Raw genomic sequence first — 18,823 nt, 5'->3', positions numbered from 1 at the left:
GTTCAATGTTCCTTTTGTTGAGTTAGCATCATTTGTTGGTACCTTATAGACTTATCAATTTCTCCAGCCTTAAACCATTGTATTGCTAGTAAAAGTAGGTCTTGATTGGATATATGCAGGGCTTCTTCTAACGCTGTGGCTATTTGTAGATGTACTGCTTTTCTTTGTGTGCCTGACATACTGGAATAAGCAGCCTGACAGAGTAAAGGGCTTGTGAATGCGAATTTAATTCCACTTTCACTTGGCTTTAATACTATGAGTTTTGTACTAACTAGCTCGTCTAACATGACTTGCATTTGACTGTTGTGTTTGCCAAATGTCAGTTTGAGTATCTCAAGGTCAAACTCTTGGCCGATTACCGAGGCCAATTGTGTTATTTTTTTTGCACATTGCAGCTGATCTAATTGCTGCTGCAGCGTATCCCTTAAACATATTGGGAGCTTTAGTACTTCTTCAGTATTGCGCAGATATACTTTGTGATTTAGATATAAGATTTGCTGTTTCTCTTTCAGCATTGCCACCATTTTTATGATGAAAAGAGGGTTGCCTTTGGTGCGTTCATAAATTAGCCTGGCCAAAACATTAGTTAATGTATGTCCGTTGAGAAGTTGTGATGCAAAAGATAGTGTCTCTTGCGAAGTAAAGTTTTGAATTTCTAATCTATTTCTCTCATTTAGATTATTCAACAATTTGGTTGCACTATGTGATGATGTAATCAAACTGTGCTGGGAATTTATGAATCCTGGATCATCTACCAAATACTGAATAAACTCAATAGTGTTTGGGTCAGCACAATTTAGATCTTCTATAACAAATAAATTAGGGCGGGAGTTAGTGACTTTATGGTTTACACAAAGTAAATGGCTTAGTGTTTTAAATAGTACTTTTTTGATTTTTCTGGTTGAAATAAAAGCAGTAGGATCTTGAGTAGGTAATTGATATCCCAAATATGAAGATACTAAATAGAAGCCTGCATCATGCTTAATGTTAGGATGAGTAGACAGATTTTTTTGCAATATCAATACAGCTTGCTTTTGGGGGTATGAATTTAGAGAATATTTATTTTTCAATAATTCAAGTATGGGGTGTAAGGCTGTGTTTTTATATTCAGGTGAGCAGGTTATTGTTAGCTTTTCTTGGTTTTTTAATTGCTGAATATATTCAAAGATTAATCTAGATTTCCCGACTCCTATTTCCCCACATAGGTGCATGTGCCGTTGATATTTCGGATAAGCCTTGTCTATTTTCAACACTGATTGTAGTTTAAATAATTCGGTTGTTCGGCCTTCAAAACACCTAGAGTTTCTCGGTTGTGTTTTGTTGTTTAATATCATGCCGTCTCTAACATTAACTAGAATATGTAGGCAAAACTGTCTTGGATTAACACCCAATGTAGCTATTTTATGTGTTTCAAACTGAATGTAACTTTGGAGTATTTCTTTGGTGGTAGTAGTACATAAAACTTGATTGTCGTCAGCCTCTTGAGCAATGGCAATCGCTATATTTGAGGTGTCCCCTTCAGGAGCTTTAGGGGCCGATTCTGATACAGTGACTACGCCTGTATGGATACCTAGTCTTGGGCTGTAAACAATTTCATGTACTTGAGAAGATAAGTCGTTTTGTATTTTCAGGTACTGGATTATTTCTAATGCCGCCTTGGCACCCATATAACAATCATTTGCCATGACTCGCGGATAACCAAAGTAAAATAAAACAATGCCACCTAAGGTTTTGACATGCTTTGCACCAAATCGACGAGCTATATTGATACACTGCTCTTGTTTATTTAGAAACAAGGCTGACAGATACTCCGTTTCATCAATACAGATAGTTTTTTTACTATTTTCTTCTAAGCGTATTATCCGCAAATTTAAACACAAAACAGTAATTTGCTTTTGTTCTGTTATTGGAGTTTGGATAAATAAAGGTTGAAGAACTTGTGTGTTATCTAGTAGCTGTTGAATTTTATTATTTCTATTAAACTCATGTGTATTTTGGCGTTTGATTAGTGTTGAAAAGTTTAACTGAATGAACGACTTATATACGTCAAATGAATTTACAGGGCGTTCATTAATGTTACTGTTTAATATTCGTAATAGTAAACATGCGATAGGGTTATCTAAATAGTTGTAGTGGGGAAATATATTGTCTGAAGTTAGCCCTTTAACGGTAAGGGGGATTTCGTTTAAACTTGGATATGAAGGTTTACCTGTTAAGCATTCCAAGAGTACTAAACCCCAAGCATATATATCGGATTGCGGGCTTGCAGACGCCCCTCTCAATAATTCAGGGGCGCAATATGCTGGTGTGAGTAATTTTTCTTCTGAGTCCAATATTTTGTTTGGTTGAGTACTGCTTTCATTCCAAAATATGGCACTACCGAAGTCAATCAGTGATGTGTGAATCTTACCCATACACTTACTGATTATAATATTTGAAGGTTTTATATCGTTGTGAATCACTCCTTTTTTGTGACAGTGGCAAAGAGCATTTAAAATTTGCGCCATTACATCCACTATTTCTTTAAAAGGGAAAATGGTTTGTTCAAATAGTAGTTGTTTTAAAGATTGTCCCTGGATGAATTCAAACACGACAAAATGCAAACCATGATTTTCTCCTTTATCTAATAACCGAATAATATTTGGGTGTTGCAACAAGCCAAGAGTTTGAATTTCTCTGCTGTAGTGGTGAACACTGGAGGAGCTATTAGAAATAATTAAAAATTTTATGGCTACATTTTGTTGGGTATTGTTATCGAAAGCTTTGTAAACACAACTGAATCCGCCCTCACCACAAAGCTTGAGCAAGGTATACCGCTTAGAATTAAACATACGTAAAATTGTAGTTGGGAGAGTGTTATTCGCTTCCATGCTTTTTACTAGTCAAGTTAGTTTAGGAACATTTAAAGTGAAAGTGATTGTTAACATGAGTAACATGTTTAGCCATTACTGCTTACTTTTTTGATTAATTATTAGACTATCACAAGCAATGTCATGATGGGATATTTATTAACCATTCAGATTGCGAATATTAAAAAATGCTTCGATAGGTTAATTTCTAAAAATTAATTATTGTCTTGGAGGTTTGTAGAGTCTTTAGTTTGTGATAAATCAATGTGGTTTAACGGATTTGACACAACTTACTGCTTCTCCATCTGAAAATTTACTAACAATTTCATCACCTTCACTTAGCTGCTTCACATGTTTTACTATTTCACCTTGTTTAAAGCTAATATTATACCCTCGTGACAGAGTTGCTAAGGGACTAACGGTATCTAATAAATGACTGTTGTTAGACAAGGTTTGTCGTTTGTTTTGAATTAGTTTTTGACAATCTTTGTTTAACTTACTTTCTAATTCAAAAAGATTATTTAGATGAATCTGGATCTCTTTTGCTGGTGATAATAATTGTTGTCGCTCACTCAAATGACGATGTTGCTGTCTAGCCTGCTTAAATATCTGGGAAAATGTTTGCTGTAATCTGCTTTGCAACTGGTCTACAAACTGACTTTTTTGTTCGAGTTGTTTTTGTGGATGATTTTGCAGTAAAGCCTTAATAGCTATTTGTTGACGATGCTTTTGTACTTGGTGTTGCTTTTTATAGCCCTTAATTAGTTGATTATGTAAAGACGTTATTTTTTCATAAAGAGCCGATTGATCTTCACTAACTAATTCTGCCGCTGCTGATGGTGTTGCGGCTCTTACGTCTGCGACAAAGTCGGCAATGCTTACATCTACTTCATGACCTACAGCACTAACTATAGGTAACTTTGAAGCGTATATAACTCGGGCTAATTGCTCATCGTTAAAGCACCATAAATCTTCTAAAGAGCCTCCACCTCGGCCAACAATTAATACATCTACTTCATGTCTATGGTTGGCAATATCAATGGCTGCACAAATAGTGGCAACGGCAGCATTACCTTGTACTTGGGTTGGGTAGATGATGACTTGTATTGAAGGGTTTCGTCGCTTTAACACTGTGAGAATATCGTGCAAGGCCGCACCAGTTGCTGAGGTAACTACTCCAACGGTTCTAACTATCTTGGGTATTACTTGTTTGGTTTCATGAGCGAATAGACCTTGTTGAGACAGTTTGATTTTTAGCTGTTCAAACTGTTGTTTTAACTGGCCTTCTCCTTCAGGCTCGATATGTTCCACAATGAGTTGGTAATCGCCCCGTGGTTCATATAGTCCAATGCTAGCCTTGACTAAAACTTTGTCGCCTTCTTTAGGTTTTTGTTGTGCCCGCCTGTTAGCCCCTTTAAACATAGCGGCTTTTACTTGGCTTCTACTGTCTTTCAAAGTGAAATACCAATGGCCAGAGCTCGCTGCTACAAAATTGGATACTTCTGCAGATAACCAAACTTGCCCTATTTCGTTTTCTAAAACAGTGCGAGCTAAACGATTTAAATGACTAACAGTGAGTATAGTTTTTGACGTGGGCTGAGATTGAAACATGGATCACAAAATTTACAACTTAACAGATGCTGATAGTGTACCTGATCTGTCTCTGAGGACATATTGTTAATTCTAGCAAGCTTGCCCCTGCAATATGTTAAATAACTATTGTTTTCGGTGATAATCCTCTAGACGAAACCATGCAAAGCCGCTAGAATTGCGCCGCAATTAAAACCCTATTTAAAGGTGATGTTGCATGTTACGGATCGCTAAAGAGGCACTAACGTTTGATGACGTTCTATTGGTGCCTGGCCACTCTACTGTTTTACCCCATACCGCAGATCTTAAAACTAGATTGACCCGCGGTGTTAGTTTAAATATCCCTCTAATTTCTGCAGCGATGGACACTGTGTCAGAAGCTCGCTTGGCTATTGCTTTGGCGCAAGAAGGCGGTATTGGTTTTATTCATAAAAATATGGCTCCTGAGCAACAAGCAGAGCACGTACGTATTGTAAAAAAATACGAAAGCGGCGTGGTATCGGACCCTGTTACTGTTTTGCCTACAGCGACGATTGGCGAAATAAATGCCTTGAGTAAGCAACACGGCTTTTCAGGATTTCCTGTAGTAGATGAAGACAATAAATTAATTGGTATTGTTACAGGTCGAGATTTACGTTTTGAAAATAATTTAGATCAGCCCATTTCAAGTGTCATGACTAAAAAAGAAGACTTGGTAACAGTAAAAGAAGGGGCGCCTTCTGAACAAGTTCTTGATTTAATGCATCAGTCACGGATTGAAAAAATTCTAGTCGTAGATGATGCCTTTAAATTAAAAGGCATGATTACCGTAAAAGATTTCCAAAAAGCAGAAAGTAAACCCAATGCTTGTAAAGATGAGTTGGGACGCTTGCGTGTTGGTGCTGCGGTTAGCGTTGGGCCAGGTACAGACGAGCGTATTCAATTATTGATTGAAGCAGGAGTTGATGTGTTGTTGATTGATACTTCCCATGGTCACTCTCAAGGTGTAATTGATCGCGTCAAAAAAGTACGTACTGATTATCCCGATGTTCAGTTGATTGCAGGTAATGTTGCTACTGGAGAAGGTGCCAAAGCTCTAGCTGATGCAGGAGTTGATGGTGTAAAAGTTGGAATAGGCCCCGGATCAATTTGTACTACCCGTATCGTAACTGGTTGTGGTGTACCACAAATTACAGCTGTATCTGATGCCGTCGAAGCTTTGAAAGATACTGGCGTTCCTGTTATTGCTGATGGTGGTATTCGCTTTTCTGGGGATATTGCAAAAGCATTAGTTGCTGGAGCAAGTAGTGTGATGGTGGGGAGTATGTTGGCGGGTACTGAAGAAGCGCCAGGTGAAGTCGAGCTTTATCAAGGTCGCTATTATAAGTCTTACCGTGGCATGGGCTCATTAGGTGCTATGGATCAAAATAATGGTTCGTCAGATCGTTACTTCCAAGATTCTAAAAGTGCAGAAAAATTAGTGCCAGAGGGTATCGAAGGTCGTGTGGCCTATAAAGGGCCAATTGCAAACATTATTCATCAACAGATGGGCGGCTTACGCTCTGCAATGGGATTGACCGGCTCAGCAACAATAGAAGAACTTCGCACTAAACCCCAGTTTGTAAAAGTGACTGCAGCGGGAATGGGGGAGTCACATGTGCACGATGTAAGTATCACAAAAGAAGCCCCTAATTACCGTTTAGGTTAAGTCTTAGTTTGTTCCAATCAGTGCCTTACAAAAATGTAGGGTGTTCAAATTTCATTTTAATAAAAGAGTAAACAGATGAGTTTAGATATCCATGACCAACGTATTTTGATCTTAGATTTTGGATCTCAATATACGCAATTGATTGCCCGTCGAGTAAGAGAAATTGGCGTATATTGTGAGCTTTGGGCGTGGGACGTTAGCGAAGAACAAATAAAAGAGTTTAACCCTAATGGAATTATCTTATCTGGGGGCCCTGAATCTGTTCATGCAGATAACTCACCTCGAGCACCTGAATATGTCTTTAATGCTGGGGTACCTGTATTAGGTATTTGTTATGGTATGCAGACTATGGCTGAACAACTAGGCGGTAAAGTTCAAAGCTCTAATTTAAAAGAATTTGGCTATGCACAGGTTGAAGTCGTTGGCGAAATGGCGCTATTTAAAAATATCGAAGATCATTTATCTGATAACGGTAACTCCTTACTTGATGTGTGGATGAGCCATGGTGATAAGGTAAGCGAAGCTCCAGTTGGTTTTGAAACAACGGCGAAAACAGACTCTTGCCCCTTTGCAGCTTTTGCAAATGAAGATAAAAAATTCTACGGTATCCAATTTCACCCAGAAGTTACCCATACCCGCCAGGGTCAACGGATGTTATCGCAGTTTGTTCTAGACATTTGTGGTTGTGAAAAGCTTTGGACTCCAGCAGCGATTATTGAAGATGCTGTGGCCAAAATGAAGAAGCAAGTTGGTGAAGACCAAGTAATTTTAGGCTTGTCCGGTGGAGTGGACTCCTCTGTTGTGGCAATGTTACTGCATCGCGCTATTGGTAAAAATCTAACCTGTGTATTTGTTGATAACGGTTTACTGCGGTTGAATGAAGGCCAACAGGTTATGGATATGTTTGGCGATCACTTCGGATTAAACATTCGTAAGATTGAAGCTGAAGATAGATTTTTAGAAGCACTTGCAGGAGAAGCTGAGCCAGAGGCAAAACGTAAAATTATCGGCCGTGTTTTTGTTGAAGTGTTTGATGAAGAGTCTAAAAAATTAGTTGATGCCAAATGGTTAGCCCAGGGCACTATTTATCCTGATGTAATTGAGTCTGCGGCTTCTGCAACAGGTAAAGCCCATGTTATTAAGTCTCACCATAATGTAGGCGGTTTACCAGATGATATGAAAATGGGGTTAGTAGAGCCATTACGTGAATTGTTTAAAGACGAAGTGCGTAAAATCGGTTTAGAACTAGGTTTACCCTATGACATGCTTTATCGCCACCCATTCCCTGGGCCTGGCCTAGGTGTGCGAGTTTTAGGCGAAGTGAAGAAAGAATATTGTGATTTGTTACGCAGAGCAGACTCAATATTTATTGATGAGCTGCATGAAGCTGATTTATATCAAAAGGTTAGCCAAGCCTTTACAGTATTCTTACCTGTAAAATCTGTTGGTGTTATGGGTGATGCTCGAAAATATGATTGGGTTGTATCATTACGAGCAGTAGAGACTATCGACTTTATGACGGCCCATTGGGCTCATTTACCATATGACTTTTTAGGAAAAGTGTCTAACAGGATCATTAATGAAATAGATGGTATTTCAAGAGTTGTATACGACATCTCTGGGAAACCACCCGCTACTATTGAGTGGGAATAAATAGGTAAAAGAGGGCAGAGCACTTAATGAGTGAAATAAAAATAAGACCAGCCATTATATCTGAACTACCTACTTTACAAGAGTTTGAGCAAGGCATAATTGCAACTGAACGACCTTTTAATGAGTGCCTTAAACCTGAAGGCATTCATTATTATGATATTGGTGCACTTATAGAGAGTGATAATTCAATTGTAATGGTTGCTGAAGACGAAGGAAAAATTGTTGGCTCAGGCTATGCGCGCATTCGTGACTCCAAGCCACATTTAATCCATGATGAGCACGTTTATTTTGGGTTTATGTACGTAATTGAGTCTCATCGAGGGCAGGGTGTTAATCAACTTATTATGCAAGCACTTATTCAGTGGGGTAAAAACTTAGGTTTTGAGGATTTCTATTTAGAAGCCTATGCTGAAAATATCCCTGCATTAACCGCCTACGAAAAAATGGGTTTTAAGCCGTCTTTAATAGAAATGAAACTTTCCTAACTTACACCGAGTAAATACTCTATGGCGCTGAAGCCAACTATATATAAATTTAATATTTCAATTTCTGACTTTAATCATGATTATTACGATTCAGTAAGTCTTACTATTGCCTTACATCCTTCAGAAACCCATGAGCGAATGATGGCAAGAGTGTTAGCTTATTGCTTAAATTTGTATAAAGACTCCGCTAGTTTAATGACGTTTACCAAAGGTTTAAGTGCGATTGAAGAGCCTGATATTTGGATTAAAGAGTTGGATGACCAAATATCACTCTGGGTAGATGTGGGTGAACCAAGTTTTGACAGAATTAAAAAGAGCTGTCGGTTAGCAAAACAAAGTTACGTGTATAGTTTTAACAGTAAGTCGGCAGTTTGGTGGAAGCAAATTCAATCACAGTTTCAGACTCTTCCAGTCACAGTTGTATCTTTTGATTGGGACAAAATTCAAAACATCAGTAAAAAATTATCTAGAACTATGGAGCTTTCCATCTCAATAAATGATGAGTCAGCATTTGTTGCCACTCAAGATACCCAAGATGAAGTAACTTGGCATGTTCTGCAGGACTACTCAAACAACTAACTTGGTACAAAACTTAATTAATCACTAGATATGCGTCTTTCAATAGGAACCAATACAAGCGATGCTAGAAAAATTTGATTCAATACGCCCTTTTGATGACACTGATTTATCAACTGAATTACCTAAGCTATTCAATAACCCAGAGTTTATAGCTAGCCTAGTAGCCTTTAAATTCGCCTCTTGGCCAAAGTTGACTTGGCCTCTACTGGCTTTTTGTACGCGTTTCTACATTAATAGGCAAGCTACCAGAATTAAAACATTAAGTGGCTTTCAAAACTTAATTGGTCCTTACATGGATAAAATGATTGCCACTACAACTGAGTCGGTAACGATTTCTGGGTTAGATGAGCTTGATGTTTCTAAGCCTTGTTTGTTTGTTAGTAATCATAGAGATATCGCTTTAGATCCAGCGTTTGTAAATTGGGCCTTGCATGTAAATGGTCAAGATACAGTCAGGATTGCTGTTGGTGATAACTTACTTAAAAAGCCCTGGGTAGCTGATTTAATTCGCTTAAATAAGTGCTTTATTGTAAGACGTCAAGCTACCGATAGGCGAGAAAAATTAAAGGCAGCTAAATTACTAAGTGAATATATCGAGTTTACTCTACATTCGGAGCGACAACACGTCTGGATAGCTCAGAGAGAAGGGCGTGCTAAAGATGGTAACGACTTAACTAATCCCGCAATTATTTCTATGTTGTCGTTAAACAAACCAAAAAACAAAACATTTTCTGAATATGTGAATGAGTTACGGATAGTCCCAGTATCTATTTCATATGAATTTGATCCCTGTGACGTTAGTAAAGCTAGAGAGTTACACCAGTTAGAGAAAGACGGTTGTTACGACAAGCCTGATAACGAAGACGTACAAAGTATTGTAAATGGCATTACCGGGAAAAAAGGTAGGGTACATCTACACTTCTCTGAGCTGTTATGCGGTGAGTATGAAAATGCTAAAGATGTAGCGGCATATTTAGATAAAGTGATCTTGGAGAATTACAAGCCATTTGCTACTGGGCCTGTAGCCGCAAGTATGCTTGGTAATACTGGTATTGACTTAACAGACAATCATTATAAAGTGGCTAAACAGTACTTAAAAGAAAGGTTACACAACCTCAACCAGGCTGAGAGTTTAAAATTATTAAATATGTATGCTACGGCGTATAAAAAGCAGCTTAGTTGATACTTTAAAAACTAATGAACTAAGTGGGAGCTGTCTGTAACCCACTTAGTTTACATAACTATTATGCTACTTTGTCCTTCTTTAAATCATCAAACTGACGATTTAGATCGTACTTTTCATCGGTGACAATTTTTTCAAGTGTTTCTATACGTTCACGCATTGTAGCCATTTCTTGCTGAAGTTCATTTGTTAGCTCAGCTTGCCTAACATTAGTTTTGTCTTTTTTCTTACCCTTAGGTCCGTTGACTAGCTCAACGATAGCCCAACATACGAGTGCTACTATAGCAATTGCGGTTAAATTCATATTCTATTCCCCTTTTTCTTGTCTCGAATTGTAAAAAGTTTATGCTTATAGCCTTAACATAGCAAATTATCGACCAGAATTAAAACGTGTTATTTATCAATTGGTTAGATATTTTTAACCAGCAATAGCTATAAAATAATGGCTAAGATACTAATTTAATGATGAAACTAACTAAATTTTAATGAAAAAAATAACTTAAGTCATGAATATTGAAGAAGACATAAAGTGGATGCATCATGCATTAAAGCTTGCTAACAATGCACAGTTACAAGGAGAGGTTCCCGTTGGTGCGGTTTTGGTCCAATCTAGCAAAGTTATAGGGGAAGGGTGGAACCAATCTATTAGCTTACATGACCCTTCTGCCCATGCGGAAATGATGGCTATTCGAGAAGCTGGACAAACTCTTAAAAACTACAGATTAATCAATAGTACTTTATACGTAACGCTTGAGCCTTGCTCCATGTGTGCTGGTTTGTTGGTTCATAGCCGTATTAAACGTGTTGTTTTTGGTGCGAGTGATTTTAAAACAGGTGCCGCTGGCAGTGTTATGAACTTGCTAAATGATGAGCGTTTGAATCACCAAATTGAAGTGACAAAGGGGGTGTTAGAGGAAGAATGCAGTGCTATGTTATCTGACTTCTTTCGAATGCGAAGAGCAGAAAAAAAGAAATTGAAGCAGCAACAGAAGCTCTCCAATCTCGATTAATAGTATTGAGTTAACTCGTCAACGGTTTCTAATATTTGAAAGTGTTGTCTGCGAAGTATTACTTTTTGTTGTACGCGTTTTAATAGCTGTCGTCTTCTACTGTTGCTAGCTAACTTTTTCCGACCTTGTACGGAATTACGTTTTTTCATGATTTTCTTCTATTTAATAATGGATGTTTCAATTGTTTTAGTCACGAATGCATTTGAATAGTTCAACTTCATTAGCTTCTAACTTATAGATAACCTAAAGGAACAATGTTACGAAAATGTGACATATTTTGCAGGTAATGTAATATAATTTCAGACTAAGCTGCTCAAGTTGTTTGGGTAATAAGTGTCGGTTGTCTATTTGGGTGGTGCTATGTCTAGATTGTTTGTACGTTATAAATTTATAGGATTGTGTGTTGTTTTAGGAATGACTGCTTGCGGGGGCTCTAGTTCTAATGGCGTTAATAATGAAGAGGTGGTGGTGACACCCGAACCTGAAGAGCCGGAAGAAAGTTCAGGTGAATGTGTTAATCAACTTTATGACATTGTTCTAGCCACTGATGATGGAAGCTCCGATCCCTCATACCTACCTGACAACACTGTTGATAATCTTACGACTCCTGATTCAAGATGGTCTTCTGAAGGAACAGGGAAAGAGTTGTTATTAGATATGGGAAGCACAAATACCTTAGGTTCACTAAAAATTAAATGGCATGACGGTGCTGAGCGACAAGCTAGTTTTGAAGTTGAAACCTCGGTTGATAACATTATTTGGGAACCAGTACTCGAAGATGGTATCTCAAGTGGCAAGCACAGTGGATTTGAGCTGGTAAATCTTACAGAAAGTGAAGCTCGTTATATAAAAATTATAGGTTTAGGCAATTCCGAAAATGATTGGAACAGTATAGTAGAAGTAGAAGCACATAGCTGTGAAGGGGCAGATGGTCAGATTGTTGCTGCGTTTCCAAACGAGTTAGGCATTGAGCTTATTGATTGGTACCTAAGTGTGCCCACCGATGATGATGATAGCGGAACTTCTGATTCTATATCCGAAACTGATCTAGCTGCAGGTTATACCAATTCTGAATATTTCTACGCCTCAGCCGATGGCGGAATAGTCATGCGTTCACCTAGTTATGGCTTCAAAACATCAACTAATACCAATTATGTTCGGGTTGAGCTTCGTGAAATGTTAAGAAGAGGCAATACTTCTATCAGCACACAGGGCGTGAATAAAAATAACTGGGTGTTTGGGAGCGTATCTAATTCTGCACAAGCTGATGCTGGTGGCGTTGACGGTGAGCTTAATGTTACTTTGGCTGTTAATAATGTCACTACAACTGGTGAGGATTACCAAATTGGTAGATTAGTCATTGGTCAGATCCATGCTAATGATGATGAGCCGATTAGGTTGTATTACAGAAAGTTGCCAGGGAACGATAAAGGCTCCATTTATTTTGCTCACGAACCACGCGTTATTGGTTCTGATGAGGTTTATGTAGAGATGATTGGCAGTAGAAGTAATAGCGCTTCAAACCCGAGTGATGGTATCTCATTAGATGAGTTGTTTAGTTATAAAATCAATGTTGTTGCTAACTTGTTGACAGTCACAATAAGCCGCGAAGGAAAAGAAGACGTAGTATCAAGTCTTGATATGAGCAATAGTTTATTTGATGAAGATGATCAGTATCAATATTTCAAAGTGGGTGTATATCACCTAAATAACTCAAGTAATGCAGATGAGTATGCCCAAGCGACCTTTTACGAAATCCGCAATAGCCATACTGGTTATACAGACAGTGAATAGATTACCCTTTACTGACAAACTCCTAGTTTAGAGCTACCTCTGTTGATTCTATTTCTTCGGGGATAGTTTCAACAGGCGTCAAGGTTTCAGGGGCTCGCTCTAACATTTGTGGTTGTTGCTCATCTAACCAAACTAGGGTGTCATAGTAGCGGCGAATATTATCCACATAGGCAACAGCTTCATTACCTCGCGCATAACCATATTTTGTGGTCTTATAATATTTTTTCTGTCTAAGCTGCAACAAACGTATTTTTACATCTACCCACATGTCGGGACTCGCCCCTTGCCTTTGGGTTAACACTCTGGCGTCTTCTAGGTGACCAAATCCAATATTGTATGCAGCTAAAGCGAACCATAGCCGGTCTGGTGATGTGATTCGGTCAGGTATACGTTTCAATATTTTTGCTAAATATTCTGACCCCCCTTTGATACTTTGCTCTGGGTCGAGCCTTGATACTATGCCTAGCTCTTTTGCCGTGGCTAAGGTTAACATCATCATGCCACGAACCCCAGTCACTGACTTTGCCTTGGGTTGCCAATGACTTTCTTGATAACTCATTGCGGCTAATAAACGCCAGTCTAAATCTCTAGAATACTGCTTAAACCAAGGTTGATAAGTTGGGAGTACACTTTTAGCTGATTTTATAAACTCACGGGTATCTACATAGTTAAATTGGCGTACATGACCGAAGTATTTGTCTTCAAGAGCTGCAAAAGTGCCGTTGCTTTGGATAATGCCAAAGTACTCAATCATCGCAGCTAATAATGAATCATCTTTCTGTTTATTAACGGCCCAAGCTATATCGTGTTCGTCACTCACGGAAAAACCAATGGCAAGCTCAGGAAAGCGGCGGCGCATCAAGGCTAATATATTTGAGTCTGCAACGGTATAGTCTAATTTGTCTTCTAAGACCATTTCCATTAACTCTTCCATATCTTTTTCGTCAGTCTCTTGCCATTTTAGGTTGGCATGTGATTGTTGTAATTTTCGTAGAGATTCATTATGACTACTACCCGCTACAACAATTAACTCTCCATTGATATCTTCAATTTTTCTAGGCCAAACATCTCCTTGTTTAAAAACTAGTTTTTCTGTAACTCTTTGGTATCCGGGACCAAATCGAAAGCTATTAAAGCGCTCTGGACTAACGACTATGCCTGCTGCGATAACATCAATATGGGAGTTTTTTAATTGTGGGAAGAGTTCGTTGAGATTGTAATATGGAAAAACTTCTAATTTAACTCCAAGATAATCAGCAAAGCCTTCTGCTAATTCATATTCAAAGCCAACTGGGCCTGTAGGGCCGTTATAATAAGTGGTGAGCCCGTATGTCGTTCCAATTTTAAGTATGCCGGAATCCAGTATATTGGTTAAGCTAGATGACTGCTTAACGTCATTACAACTAGTCATGGCAAGAATCAATACTAATGCGATGTAACGAAGGAAACGAATAATATAATCCTCAAAATCTTTGGATCTCTATTGTGTACAAATTTTTGGTATTCATCCAGTGCTTTGTTTTTTATAAAATAGAACATCTTGTCCTTATCAATTCGATAAAATTACCCTATAATTCGCGCCTTAAAATTCGTCTTTCATCGATTTGTCTCTATGTCAAAGTGACAAATTCCGCTACAAGGTATGACTTTATGTTAGTGCTTCGCGGTACACCTGCGTTATCCGATTTTCGTGTTGAGAAATACTTAGCTCAATTTGCTGATTATTCACTGCCTGTAACCAGTATTTATGCTGAATTCACCCACTTTGTAAGTATTAAAAGTGAATTATCAGAGCAAGATACAGATGTATTAAATAAGTTGTTAACTTATGGGCCCTCTATTCAAGAGCATAAACCCGAAGGTCATTTACTTCTTGTTACGCCAAGGCCTGGTACTATTTCGCCTTGGTCATCAAAATCTACTGATATAGCCCATAACTGTGGTTTAAAGCAAGTTAATCGCCTTGAAAGAGGTATTGCATATTATGTTCAGTCTGATGAGTTAAACGACGAGCAACTAGCTATACTTAAGTCAGTATTGCACGACCGTATGACAGAGGTTGTTTTAGAAGAATTCTCTGCCGCTGAATCTTTGTTTCTAGAAAGCGAGTATGCTCCTTTAACTTCTATTAAGGTGCTAGAGAAAGGCAAAGCTGAACTGCAACAGGCAAATATTGACCTAGGTTTGGCATTGGCTGATGACGAAGTCGATTATTTATATGAAAACTTTACTCGATTAGGGCGTAATCCTAATGATGTAGAATTATACATGTTTGCGCAGGCTAATTCAGAGCACTGTCGCCATAAGATTTTCAACGCAGAGTGGACTGTTGATGGTGAGGTTCAGCCTAAATCATTGTTTAAAATGATTAAAAACACTTTTGAGAAAAGTGGCGAAAATGTCCACTCTGCCTATAAAGATAATGCTGCTGTAATGGAAGGTAGTTTTGCTGGTCGTTTTTTCCCCGATACGGAAACCAATGAGTATACCTACCATCATGAAGATATTGATATCCTCATGAAGGTTGAAACCCATAACCATCCAACAGCTATTGCGCCATTTTCTGGAGCTGCTACTGGTTCTGGTGGTGAAATTCGTGATGAAGGTGCTACAGGTCGAGGTTCTAAACCAAAAGCAGGATTAGTTGGCTTTTCAGTATCAAACCTTAATATTCCTGGTTTTTCTCATCCTTGGGAAACTAACTTCGGAAAACCTTCTCGGATTGTAAGCGCCTATGACATTATGATGGATGGGCCATTAGGCGGTGCAGCATTTAATAACGAGTTTGGACGCCCTAGCATTTTGGGATATTTTCGAACTTACGAACAGAAAGTCAACAGCTTCAATGGTGAAGAGGTTAGGGGATATCACAAACCCATTATGCTGGCAGGTGGTTTAGGCAATATTCGCAAGCAACATATTCAAAAAGGTGAGATTACAGTTGGAGCTAAACTTATTGCTTTAGGTGGTCCTGCCATGAACATTGGTTTAGGCGGCGGCGCTGCTTCTTCTATGGCATCAGGGCAATCTAGTGAGAATTTGGATTTTGCTTCTGTGCAACGGGGTAACCCAGAAATGGAACGCCGCTGTCAGGAAGTAATAGATAAGTGCTGGCAAATGGGGGATGACAACCCGATTCAGTTTATCCATGATGTTGGAGCAGGTGGTCTATCCAATGCTTTTCCAGAGCTAGTAAGCGACGCTGGCCGTGGTGGTAAGTTTGAGCTTCGTAATGTGCCCAATGATGAAGTGGGTATGTCACCCCTTGAAGTCTGGTGCAACGAGTCTCAAGAGCGTTATGTTATGTCTGTGGCTCCAGAGAACTTACCTATATTCGAAGATATTTGTCGCCGTGAACGCGCTCCTTTTGCTGTAGTGGGCGAAGCAACAGAGGAAGAACACTTAACTCTAAGTGATAGTCATTTTGATAATAACCCCATCGATATGCCTTTGGATGTTTTGTTAGGTAAAACGCCTAAAATGCATCGAGATGTTAGTTCTAAAAATTTAAATACCCAAGCTTTTGATACTTCGATTATGGACTTGTCAGAAGCCGCTGAACGTATCCTAAATTTACCTACTGTTGCTGAGAAAACCTTTTTAATTACCATAGGTGACCGCTCGGTCACGGGCTTAGTTGCAAGAGACCAAATGGTAGGGCCATGGCAGGTGCCAGTTGCAGATGTAGCTGTGACTGCTTCGAGCTTTGATACTTATCAAGGAGAAGCCATGTCAATGGGCGAGCGTACTCCGCTGGCATTGATTAACTATGCAGCTTCTGCCCGAATGGCTGTTGGGGAAGCGTTAACAAATATTGCTGCCGCTGATATAGGTGATTTTAAACGCATAAACCTATCAGCAAACTGGATGGCTGCAGCCGGACACCCTGGAGAAGATGCTGGGCTTTATGAAGCTGTTAAGGCCGTTGGTGAAGAGTTATGCCCTGCCCTAGGAATTACTATCCCGGTGGGTAAAGATTCAATGTCTATGAAAACCACATGGCAAGATGAGGGTTCTGAAAAGTCTGTTACTTCACCTTTGTCTTTGGTTATTACTGCTTTTGGTGCTGTACAAGATATTCGCAAAACTCTCACTCCGCAGTTACAAACTAATGTAGAAGATACTGAGTTGTTGTTGATTGATTTAGGTAAAGGCCAAAACCGATTAGGCGCATCTTGCCTCGCTCAAGTTTATGAGCAATTAGGTGACACAGCTCCTGACGTAGATTCACCAGAATTACTGAAAGGCTTCTTCTTATCAATCCAACAGTTAGTAAACGAAAAACGTTTATTGGCATACCACGATAGATCCGATGGTGGCTTATTTACTACACTTGCAGAGATGTCCTTTGCTGGAAAAGTGGGGGTAGATGTTTCTTTAGATGCCTTAACTGGTTCTCCAATTGAGTTGTTATTTAATGAAGAGTTAGGTGCCGTTATACAGATATCATCCGCAAATAAAGCACATGTAATGGCTGTTTTTGCAGAATATGGAATGTCGGATACTGTGTTCCATCTCGGTGGACTGAATACTACAGATAATATACGTATACAGATGAATGGTGACACGATTTTAAATAATAGTCGTGTTCATTACAGGCAATTATGGGCGCAAACCACGTTACATATGCAAAAACGTAGAGATAACCCTAAATGTGCAGAGCAAGAGTTTACTGCTAAAGCTGACGTTAAGGATCCGGGTCTGCATGCTGCTTTGAGCTATGACATTACCGAAGATGTTGCAGCCCCTTACATTGCTAAAGGAGTGGCGCCTAAAATAGCTATTCTTAGGGAGCAGGGAGTTAACTCACATGTAGAAATGGCCGCAGCATTTGATAGAGCAGGCTTTACTGCAGTTGATGTGCACATGAGTGATGTCTTGTCTGGTAAATATTCATTGGATGAATTTAAAGGTTTAGTGGCCTGTGGTGGCTTTTCTTACGGTGACGTTTTAGGTGCTGGTGAGGGTTGGGCAAAATCTATCTTGTTCAACAACCAAGCTAGGGATCAATTTGCAGCATTTTTTGAAAGGCCTGACTCATTCTCACTTGGAGTATGTAATGGCTGTCAAATGCTGTCGAATTTAAAGTCTCTTATTCCTGGAGCTGATTTATGGCCTCACTTTGTTACCAACCAATCTGAGCGTTTTGAAGCACGAGTCGCCATGTTAGAAGTTAAAGAGTCTAAATCAATTTTCTTTGAGGGCATGCAAGGCTCTCGAATGCCTATCGCTGTTTCTCATGGGGAAGGGCGCGCAGAATTTAGTTCTGAAAATGGTCCGTTAATAGCTTTAGGCAGTGCTGCTATATCTTTGCAATATGTTGATAATTATGGAAAAGTTACCCAGAATTATCCTGCAAATCCAAATGGTTCGCCTCTAGGGATAGCTGGGTTAACCAGTGCTGATGGCCGTGCGACAATTATGATGCCTCATCCAGAGCGAGTATTTAGAAGTGTAGCTAATTCTTGGTATCCACAGGAGTGGCAAGAAGACGGTGCTTGGATGCGCATGTTTAGAAATGCCAGAGTGTATCTAGGGTAAATAATTTATCATTTAGCCGTAAGTCGGCGATAAGTCACAATACATTTGTCGTCGATAAATTTTACCGCTATAGACGCTGGTATTATTAGTTATACCTTTGAAAAAATAAAACCCTTGTATATCAGATAAATAGTGATTAATATTTGTTCAGTTCTTGACAAGTTTTAATAAAAGAGTTTTGAACTAAATACAATTTTATTAGTCTATTTAAAGTACAAATAACATCAATAATAAGAGACGCATATGAATCGTTCAAACAAAGGTTTCGGTTTAACCGGTGTATTAGTAACCGTTATTTTTTTAATTGTTGCCGCTATTTTCAGCGCGTCAGCTAAATCTTCAACATTACCTCAAAGCTTCCTTACTCCAGAGGCTCATCAAGCTTTTGATGCCAATAAGAGCCTGAAATAACTCAAAATCAAATGCCAGTTAATCACCAATTATTGGTGAGT

The 18,823-nt window shown here is 38.9% G+C and carries 14 protein-coding genes; 9 read left to right on the top strand and 5 right to left on the bottom strand.

Translation table 11 applies throughout. From position 1 onward, the window contains the following. Positions 1 to 2: 2 nt before the first annotated feature. Both EOK74_RS15685 and xseA read right to left on the bottom strand, forming a co-directional pair. Positions 3 to 2,870 (bottom strand): protein kinase domain-containing protein, encoded by a 2,868-nt coding sequence (locus tag EOK74_RS15685; RefSeq protein ID WP_133470980.1) that lies wholly within the window; start codon positions 2,868 to 2,870, stop codon positions 3 to 5. Between the two features lie 240 nt (positions 2,871 to 3,110). Further along, positions 3,111 to 4,460 carry an exodeoxyribonuclease VII large subunit gene (xseA, locus tag EOK74_RS15680; protein ID WP_133470979.1) on the bottom strand — a complete coding sequence of 450 codons (1,350 nt, stop codon included), beginning with the start codon at positions 4,458 to 4,460 and terminating at the stop codon, positions 3,111 to 3,113. Positions 4,461 to 4,656: 196 nt separating this feature from the next. Here xseA and guaB point away from each other — a divergent pair, with 196 nt between their 5' ends. The 5 genes from guaB to EOK74_RS15655 all read left to right on the top strand — a co-directional run bounded on the left by guaB (position 4,657) and on the right by EOK74_RS15655 (position 10,026). Next, positions 4,657 to 6,126 (top strand): IMP dehydrogenase, encoded by a 1,470-nt coding sequence (gene guaB, locus EOK74_RS15675; protein ID WP_133470978.1) that lies wholly within the window; start codon positions 4,657 to 4,659, stop codon positions 6,124 to 6,126. A gap of 75 nt (positions 6,127 to 6,201) precedes the next feature. Next, positions 6,202 to 7,779, top strand: a complete 1,578-nt coding sequence (gene guaA / locus EOK74_RS15670; RefSeq protein WP_133470977.1) for a glutamine-hydrolyzing GMP synthase — start codon at positions 6,202 to 6,204, stop codon at positions 7,777 to 7,779. A 26-nt stretch (positions 7,780 to 7,805) separates the two neighbouring features. Beyond that, entirely contained in the window at positions 7,806 to 8,264 is a 459-nt protein-coding gene (locus EOK74_RS15665) for a GNAT family N-acetyltransferase (RefSeq protein ID WP_133470976.1), read from the top strand. A 21-nt stretch (positions 8,265 to 8,285) separates the two neighbouring features. After that, the gene (locus EOK74_RS15660) at positions 8,286 to 8,843 is read left to right on the top strand and encodes a YaeQ family protein (protein WP_133470975.1); all 558 of its coding nucleotides are present in this window, start codon (positions 8,286 to 8,288) and stop codon (positions 8,841 to 8,843) included. Positions 8,844 to 8,904: 61 nt separating this feature from the next. Beyond that, complete coding sequence (locus EOK74_RS15655; RefSeq protein WP_133470974.1) at positions 8,905 to 10,026, top strand: 1-acyl-sn-glycerol-3-phosphate acyltransferase; 1,122 nt, start codon at positions 8,905 to 8,907, stop codon at positions 10,024 to 10,026. 61 nt (positions 10,027 to 10,087) lie between these two features. On the opposite strand, the gene EOK74_RS15650 is transcribed toward EOK74_RS15655, so the two are convergent. Next, a complete protein-coding gene (locus tag EOK74_RS15650) occupies positions 10,088 to 10,330 on the bottom strand; it encodes a hypothetical protein (protein WP_133470973.1) in 243 nt (80 codons plus the stop codon). A gap of 202 nt (positions 10,331 to 10,532) precedes the next feature. Here EOK74_RS15650 and tadA point away from each other — a divergent pair, with 202 nt between their 5' ends. After that, a complete protein-coding gene (tadA, locus tag EOK74_RS15645; RefSeq protein WP_133470972.1) occupies positions 10,533 to 11,036 on the top strand; it encodes a tRNA adenosine(34) deaminase TadA in 504 nt (167 codons plus the stop codon). On the opposite strand, the gene EOK74_RS20865 is transcribed toward tadA, so the two are convergent. After that, positions 11,033 to 11,185, bottom strand: a complete 153-nt coding sequence (locus tag EOK74_RS20865; RefSeq protein ID WP_166638789.1) for a hypothetical protein — start codon at positions 11,183 to 11,185, stop codon at positions 11,033 to 11,035. The genes tadA and EOK74_RS20865 overlap by 4 nt on opposite strands. Before the next feature lie 211 nt (positions 11,186 to 11,396). Between EOK74_RS20865 and EOK74_RS15640 the strand changes: the two genes are divergently transcribed. Next, complete coding sequence (locus tag EOK74_RS15640) at positions 11,397 to 12,830, top strand: polysaccharide lyase family 7 protein (protein WP_133470971.1); 1,434 nt, start codon at positions 11,397 to 11,399, stop codon at positions 12,828 to 12,830. A 22-nt stretch (positions 12,831 to 12,852) separates the two neighbouring features. On the opposite strand, the gene mltF is transcribed toward EOK74_RS15640, so the two are convergent. Further along, positions 12,853 to 14,265 carry a membrane-bound lytic murein transglycosylase MltF gene (gene mltF / locus EOK74_RS15635; RefSeq protein ID WP_420818934.1) on the bottom strand — a complete coding sequence of 471 codons (1,413 nt, stop codon included), beginning with the start codon at positions 14,263 to 14,265 and terminating at the stop codon, positions 12,853 to 12,855. A gap of 215 nt (positions 14,266 to 14,480) precedes the next feature. Here mltF and purL point away from each other — a divergent pair, with 215 nt between their 5' ends. Further along, on the top strand, positions 14,481 to 18,371 hold the full coding sequence (gene purL / locus EOK74_RS15630; protein WP_133470969.1) for a phosphoribosylformylglycinamidine synthase: 3,891 nt from the start codon (positions 14,481 to 14,483) through the stop codon (positions 18,369 to 18,371). Between the two features lie 243 nt (positions 18,372 to 18,614). Beyond that, positions 18,615 to 18,782: a hypothetical protein gene (locus tag EOK74_RS20860; protein WP_166638788.1), complete on the top strand. Its 168-nt coding sequence runs from the start codon at positions 18,615 to 18,617 to the stop codon at positions 18,780 to 18,782. Positions 18,783 to 18,823 lie beyond the last annotated feature (41 nt).

The sequence above is a fragment of the Paraglaciecola marina genome, assembly GCF_004360155.1.
Lineage (GTDB): Bacteria > Pseudomonadota > Gammaproteobacteria > Enterobacterales > Alteromonadaceae > Paraglaciecola > Paraglaciecola marina.
Note: the sequence above shows the minus strand (reverse complement) of the source record. Positions and strands in the feature narration are given on the sequence as shown.